The sequence below is a fragment of the Micromonospora sp. CV4 genome, assembly GCF_003667455.1.
In the GTDB taxonomy this organism is placed as follows: Bacteria; Actinomycetota; Actinomycetes; order Mycobacteriales; family Micromonosporaceae; genus Micromonospora.
The window spans coordinates 21,053-27,262 of sequence record NZ_RCVI01000207.1; the positions used below are offsets into that span (position 1 = coordinate 21,053).

At 73.2% G+C, this 6,210-nt stretch carries 7 protein-coding genes and 1 pseudogene; 1 reads left to right on the forward strand and 7 read right to left on the reverse strand.

The genetic code is table 11. The annotated features are described in order from the left end of the window. The first annotated feature begins 68 nt into the window (after positions 1 to 68). Positions 69 to 797, forward strand: coding sequence for an alpha/beta fold hydrolase (locus EAD98_RS07970; RefSeq protein WP_121653409.1), 729 nt, complete (start codon positions 69 to 71; stop codon positions 795 to 797). A gap of 64 nt (positions 798 to 861) precedes the next feature. On the opposite strand, the gene EAD98_RS07975 is transcribed toward EAD98_RS07970, so the two are convergent. The 7 genes and pseudogenes from EAD98_RS07975 to EAD98_RS08005 form a co-directional block, all read right to left on the reverse strand. Beyond that, entirely contained in the window at positions 862 to 1,365 is a 504-nt protein-coding gene (locus EAD98_RS07975; protein ID WP_121653410.1) for a shikimate kinase, read from the reverse strand. Continuing rightward, positions 1,365 to 2,543: a chorismate synthase gene (gene aroC / locus EAD98_RS07980; RefSeq protein WP_121653411.1), complete on the reverse strand. Its 1,179-nt coding sequence runs from the start codon at positions 2,541 to 2,543 to the stop codon at positions 1,365 to 1,367. The genes EAD98_RS07975 and aroC overlap by 1 nt, the downstream gene beginning before the upstream one ends. A gap of 200 nt (positions 2,544 to 2,743) precedes the next feature. After that, a complete protein-coding gene (locus EAD98_RS07985; protein WP_121653412.1) occupies positions 2,744 to 3,400 on the reverse strand; it encodes a class I SAM-dependent methyltransferase in 657 nt (218 codons plus the stop codon). Between the two features lie 69 nt (positions 3,401 to 3,469). Further along, the gene (locus EAD98_RS07990) at positions 3,470 to 4,390 is read right to left on the reverse strand and encodes a glycosyltransferase family 2 protein (RefSeq protein ID WP_121653413.1); all 921 of its coding nucleotides are present in this window, start codon (positions 4,388 to 4,390) and stop codon (positions 3,470 to 3,472) included. Next, positions 4,387 to 4,956: a glycosyltransferase gene (locus EAD98_RS07995; RefSeq protein ID WP_121653415.1), complete on the reverse strand. Its 570-nt coding sequence runs from the start codon at positions 4,954 to 4,956 to the stop codon at positions 4,387 to 4,389. Before EAD98_RS07995 ends, EAD98_RS07990 begins: the two co-directional genes overlap by 4 nt. A 110-nt stretch (positions 4,957 to 5,066) precedes the next feature. Further along, positions 5,067 to 5,549 carry a UDP-N-acetylglucosamine--LPS N-acetylglucosamine transferase gene (locus EAD98_RS08000; RefSeq protein WP_121653414.1) on the reverse strand — a complete coding sequence of 161 codons (483 nt, stop codon included), beginning with the start codon at positions 5,547 to 5,549 and terminating at the stop codon, positions 5,067 to 5,069. A 224-nt stretch (positions 5,550 to 5,773) separates the two neighbouring features. Next, positions 5,774 to 6,210 (reverse strand): annotated as a pseudogene (locus EAD98_RS08005) (hypothetical protein); the annotation flags it as partial.

Here is a 6,210-nt window from a genome sequence, read left to right on the forward strand (position 1 = left end):
CCAAACCGGGCGGATTCTGTCCGGTTTCGATCGTACGGTCATCCGGTAACCGAGAGAAGGAGCGACAGATGGCGACGTTCGTGCTGGTTCCGGGGTTCTGGTTGGGCGCCTGGGCGTGGCGGGAGGTGACCACGGCGCTGCGCGCGCAGGGGCACGAGGTGTACCCGATGACGCTGACCGGGGTGGCCGAGCGGGACCACCTGGCCGGGCCGCAGGTCGGCCTGGAGACGCACACCGCTGACATCGTCCGGCTGATCGAGGTCGAGGACCTGCGCGAGGTGCTGCTGGTCGGGCACTCCGGCGGTGGCATGCCGGTCGCCCAGGCGGCGGACCGCATCCCGGACCGGATCGCCCGGGTGGTCTACGTGGAGAGTGGGCCGCTGCCGGACGGCGTCGCGCAGTTCGACACCGTGCCGCCGGAGGAGCAGGAGAAGCTTCGGGCCGCGATCGGCTCCGGCCACCTGCTGCCGCCCCCGGCCTTCGACCCGGCCGCCGACCCGACCAACCTTGCCGGGCTGGACGAACCGACGTTGGCCCTGCTGCGCGCCCGGGCCACCCCGCAGCCGCTGGGGGCCGCCACCGACCCGGTGCGGCGCACCGGCGGCCGCCCGGTCCCGACCGCGCTGGTCGCCAGCACCTTCCCGCTGGCCGTGGTGCGGCAGATGATCGGCGAGGGGCACCCGTTCTTCACCGGGTTGGCCGGTGGTCAGCTGTTCGAGGTGCCGACCGGGCACTGGCCCATGCTCAGCGAGCCGAAGGCCCTGGCCGACGTGCTCGACGCCGCCGCCCGAGGCTGAGAAGAGGCTCGGAAGCGGACAACGCCCCGCCCGGCCGGTCGCGCACCGGCCGGGCCGGCCGGCGTCAGCGAGGCAGCAGCGCGGCGATCTCCGCGACGATCTCCTGCGGGGTCCGACCGTCGGTGGCCACCGTCTCGGTGGCCACCTCGGCGTAGAGCGGCCGGCGCTGGTCCATCAGATGCTTGAGGGTGGCCCGCGGGTTGATCGCCAGCAGCGGACGGCCGGCGCCCAGCCCGACCCGCTTCACCGCGTCGGGCAGCTCGACCGAGAGGTGCACCACCCGGTGCCCGACCAGAGCGGCGCGAGTCTCCTCGGCCAGCACCGCGCCGCCGCCGAGGGCGAGCACCCCCGAGCCGGCAGCCAGCGCCGCCGCCACCGCGGCCCGTTCGAGGGTACGGAAGTGCGCCTCACCCTCGTCGATGAAGATCTCCGGGATGGGCTTGCCGGCCATCCGCTCGATGTCGGTGTCGGTGTCGCGGAACTCCACCCCGAGGGCCGTGGCGAGGGCCTCCCCGACCGTGGTCTTGCCGCAGCCGGGCGCACCGACGAGGACGACGACCGGCGCCATCAGCGGATCACCAGCGCGTCGAGGTAGCCGGCCACGTTGCGGCGGATCTCGGCGACCGAGTCCCCGCCGAACTTCTCGGTGGCCGCCTCGGCCAGCACCAGCGCGACCATCGCCTCGGCGACCACCGCCGCGGCGGGCACCGCGCACACGTCCGAGCGCTGGTTGATCGCCGTGGCCGGTTCGCCGGTGGCGACGTCCACGGTGGAGAGGGCCCGGTTCAGCGACGAGATCGGCTTCATCGCGGCACGCACGCGCAGCGGCTCACCGGTGGTGATGCCGCCCTCGAGCCCGCCGGCCCGGTCGGTGACCCGGCGGACGCCGGTGGCCGACGGGATGATCTCGTCGTGCGCCTCGGAGCCACGGGACCGGGCCTGCTGCCAGCCGTCACCGATCTCCACGCCCTTGATCGCCTGGATCGACATCAGCGCGGTGGCCAGCCGGGCGTCGAGCTTGCGGTCCCACTGCACGTGGCTGCCCAGCCCCGGCGGCACCCCGTACGCCAGCACCTCGACCACGCCACCGAGGGTGTCGGCGGCCTTCTTCGCGGCGTCCACCTCGGCGACCATCAGGGCGCTGGCCTCCGGGTCGAGGCAGCGCAGCGGGTCGGCGTCGATCCGGGCGGCGTCCTGCGGGGTCGGGCGCAGCCCGGGCTTCGCGGCCACCGGGCCCAGCTCGACGACGTGCGAGACGATCTCGATGCCGAGCGCCTGCCGGATCAGCGCCTTGGCGACCGTGCCGACGGCCACCCGGGCGGCGGTCTCCCGGGCGCTGGCGCGCTCCAGGATGGGCCGGGCGTCGGTGTGGCCGTACTTCTGCATGCCGGCCAGGTCGGCGTGGCCCGGCCGGGGCCGGGTCAGTGGCGCGTTGCGGGCCTGCCGGGCCAGCTCGTCGGGGTCCACCGGGTCGGCGGCCATCACCGTGCGCCACTTCGGCCACTCGGAGTTGCCGACCCGGATCGCCACCGGGCTGCCGAGGGTGATGCCGTGCCGCAGGCCGCCGAGCACCTCGACCTCGTCCCGCTCGAAGGACATCCGGGCGCCACGGCCGTAGCCCAGCCGCCGGCGGGCCAGCTCGTCGGCGATCTCGGTGGTGTTCACCTCGATGCCGGCCGGCACCCCCTCCAGCAGCGCGACAAGGGCGGGACCGTGCGATTCACCTGCAGTCAACCAGCGCAACACAGCGGTCAGTCTGTCACGGCCCGCCGCCGCCACGGTGCGCTGCCTGCCATGTCCCGCCCTGCGGACGCGAATGCGTTCCGAGCACATGCGATCTGCATTTGTTTCCATCGAGCCATGCCGTAAGTTGCTCTACAGCAAGTAGTGACGACCGCACGGGAGTTTGGTTGTCCTGCGCCGTCCGCCGCCCATGAGGGCGGTGATCAGCGATTTCGGATCGCGATGATCGACTTTGTCAGACCGGCCAGACGCTCGTTGCGGATGGTGGCGTCCGGAAACAGGTACCGAAGTTCGGCTCGACCAATGAGTTCGGTCGTCAGGACCTGCCTCATGGCCGCCTCGTACGACTTGCCGGGGTTGTAGGCGAGCGGCCATCTACGCGCCATCACCACCCGCGCCGACACCGGCAGGAACTGCATCCCCGGCGCCACCCAGTGTGGCTCGATCGGGAAGTACCGGTACGGCGTCTGCACCCAGTACGCGCGCCCCAGCTCACGGACCGCATAGGCCATCCGCCGGCGACGCTCGTGACCACCGACATGCTCCAGGACGCTGTTGCTGAAGACGAGGTCATACGTGCGGCTCAGGATGCTCTTGGGCAGCTCGCAGGCATCGGCGTGGTCGGCCTCGGCCCAGTCGGGCAGGTCCGACGGCAGCGGCTCCAGGTTGACCACGTGGACGTGCGCCGGCCGGACGGGGACCCGCGCCCAACTGTCCACCCGGCCGCCCAGGTCGAGGACGGTCATGTCGGCCAGGTCCGGGAAGGTGTCCGACAGCCAGGCCGCGCGTTGCGCCCGCCGTTTCGCGCCGAGCGAGGTCGGCGAGTCGACAAGACGGAACCTGAGCGAGTGGAGTCCCATTGATTTATTGTCCTTCGATTTGCTGATCGCGTCGTCTGTGGAGTGGGTAGCGCCGCCCCCGAATTCGGGTCAGATGCCCCGGCCGCGCTTGTGCAGCGTGCGCAGCACCGCGTCGGCCCGCACCACCCGGCCGGCGACCGCGAGCGCCAGGTAGGCCCGCGGCTCGCGGGGATTGCGCCGCAGGGTGCGCCGGGCCCAGCGCAGCGCACCCCGGCGGTCGCCGGAGGCGGCGCGGGCGAACGCGATCTGCCCGGTCACCCGGGCCTCACCGGCCGGTTGGGTGGCGAACTCCGGGTAGCGCTGGAGGAGCCACTGCAACGCCTCGGAGATGGTGTCCCACCGCTGCGCGAAGTAGGAGCGCTTGTGCCAGCGGACCAGCACCGACGGGGTGCGCAGATTGATCAGCGGGGCGCTGCGCGCGGCCCGGAGCAGGAACTCGTAGTCCTCGGCGTAGCTGCCCGGGATCTCCTCGTCAACCAGCCCGAACCCGTTCCGCAGCGCGGCGCCGCGGATCAGGAACGTCGACGGGTGCAGCTCCGTCATCCGGTCGCGCAATAGGTCGTCCAGGGTGACCCGGTCCCGGTCGAGCACCCGGTCCACGGTGTGCCCGTCGTAGCTGACCCGGATGCCGCAACAGACGAACTCCGCCGCCGGGTCGGCGGCCAGCGCGTCGACCTGGGCCGCCAGCTTGCCGGGCAACCACTCGTCGTCGTCGTCGCAGAACGCGACCAGCTCACCCTCGGCGGCCACGGTGCCGCTGTTGCGCGCCCCGGCCAACCCCGGCGTGCGCTCGTTGCGGACCACCCGCACCGCGCGGTCCGGGCCGGACAACCCGGTCAGCGACTCGTCCGGCGTGGACTGGTCGAACACCACGACGACCTCGACCGGGCCCGGGTACTCCTGAGCGAGGATCGCCCGCACCGCGGCGCGCAGCAGCTCCGGGCGATCCCGGGTGGGCACCACGACGCTGACGCTCGGTTGCCGGGTCATCGAGTCTCCTGCGCACCGCGGCCGGACCGCGTCCAGGCACGCCACCGGGGTTGGCGCCGGGCCGACTGGGCCACCAGGTCCTCCACGATCTGCCCGACGCGGGCCACCGCCGCCCGCTGGGCCTCGTGCGCGCCCGGGTCGGCGGCCACCGCGTACCGGGACGGGTCGGAAAGCCCGGCGGCAAGCGCGGCGTGCAGCGCCTCCCGGGTCTCGCAGAGCGCCACCAGCCCGGCGGCGCCGAGCCGGCGGGCGAAGAGCTGCTGGTGGTCGTCGACGTGCTCGCCGCGCGTCGGGTCGCGGGGCACCACGATGGGCAGGTGGCCGTGCCGGCGGGCCTCCAGGATGGTCGCCGGACCACCGTGGCAGACCACCAGGTCGGCGTCGGCCATCGCCCGCTGCAACGCGTCGTGACCGAGGAACGGCACGGCGCCGGGCACCTGCGGTGCCCGGGTGTGACCGTGCTGCACGGTCAGACCGACGCGGTCGCCGGCCTGCGCGTGCCACTGCGCCAGCCAGTCGACGAGCCGGTCGAACGGGTGCTTGTCGGTGCCGACCGCGATCAACAGCCCGATCCGGTTGGCCGGTGTGGCGTCGCGCTGGCGCGGCAGCCGGGCCGGCTCCGGTGCGGGAACGGACCGTGGCGGCTGTGGACGCCGGGCGGTGCCGGTCTCCCCGCTCACAGCAGCGTCCCGACGACGGTGGCCTCCGGGTACTGCCGCCGCTGCTCGTCCCACTGCACGAGCATCGCGGACAGGAACGGCCGGCAGAGCCGGGCGGTCAGCGTCGGGGTGTCGATCCGGTCGTACACCTCGATGTAGACGGTCGGGATGCGCCGCAGCCGCGCCAGCACCACGAACGGCACGGCCACCCCGGCGCCGGTGGTGACCACCGCGGCGACCCGCCGACCCCGCAGCACCCGCCACGCCAGCAGCGCGTTACGCAGCAGGTTCGGCACGTTGCGGGTGGTCGGGTGGTGCGCCGGTACCAGGTCCTCGCCGGCCAGCAACGACACCGCCTCCGGAGTGTCGAAGGTGACCCAGCAGCGCCGCCAGCTCTCGTACCAGGGCCGCAGGGCGAGCAGCTGGGCCAGGTGCCCGCCGCTGGAGCCGACCAGCAGCAGCACGGGCTGCCCGCCGTCGTCGTTGTCGTTCCTGTCCACGCGACTCCCCACAAGTTCGCTTGGAATTTTGGTCCACACCACGCAGCAGCAGATCACAGGTTGCCCGACCGTTGAATAGGGCGACCGGTTGATCAGCCGATATCCGACGGGGCCCGACCGGTGCCCTCGGCCCTCCGCCAGCCATCGACGTCCATCGCAAGCAGCAATTCTTCCGTCACGCTCCGGCGATGGTCAACGTCCATCGGCGCGGCGACGTGCCCGGATCAATCGCTATGTCGTTTCTCGATGACGTCCAACAGTGCGGGATGCAGCGCGCCGTTCCAGCCCGCGCCGGCGTCGGCCAGCCGCCAGGTCCGCAGCCACATCTCCACCAGGTACGCGTCGGCCACCAGCCGCCGCTGCGCCGGGCCCAGACCGAGCCGGTCGCCGTGCCGGCCCAGGTGCCCGTCGACATCCGCCGCGGCGACGGCGGCCGGCTCCCCGCGCAGCACCAGGGCCCGCTGGAAGGCGTCGTGCGCCAGGTCGAAGCCCACCGGCACGTCCGGGCCGCTGTGCTCCCAGTCCCAGGCGACCAGCTGGCCGGCGTGCTGTCCCAGGTTCCACGGCACCCAGTCGCCGTGCCAGTGGCCGAACTCGACGTCGGTGCCGCCGTGCCGGCGGGCCAGCGCGGCGACCGCGGCGACCGCCCGCGCGCCGGCAC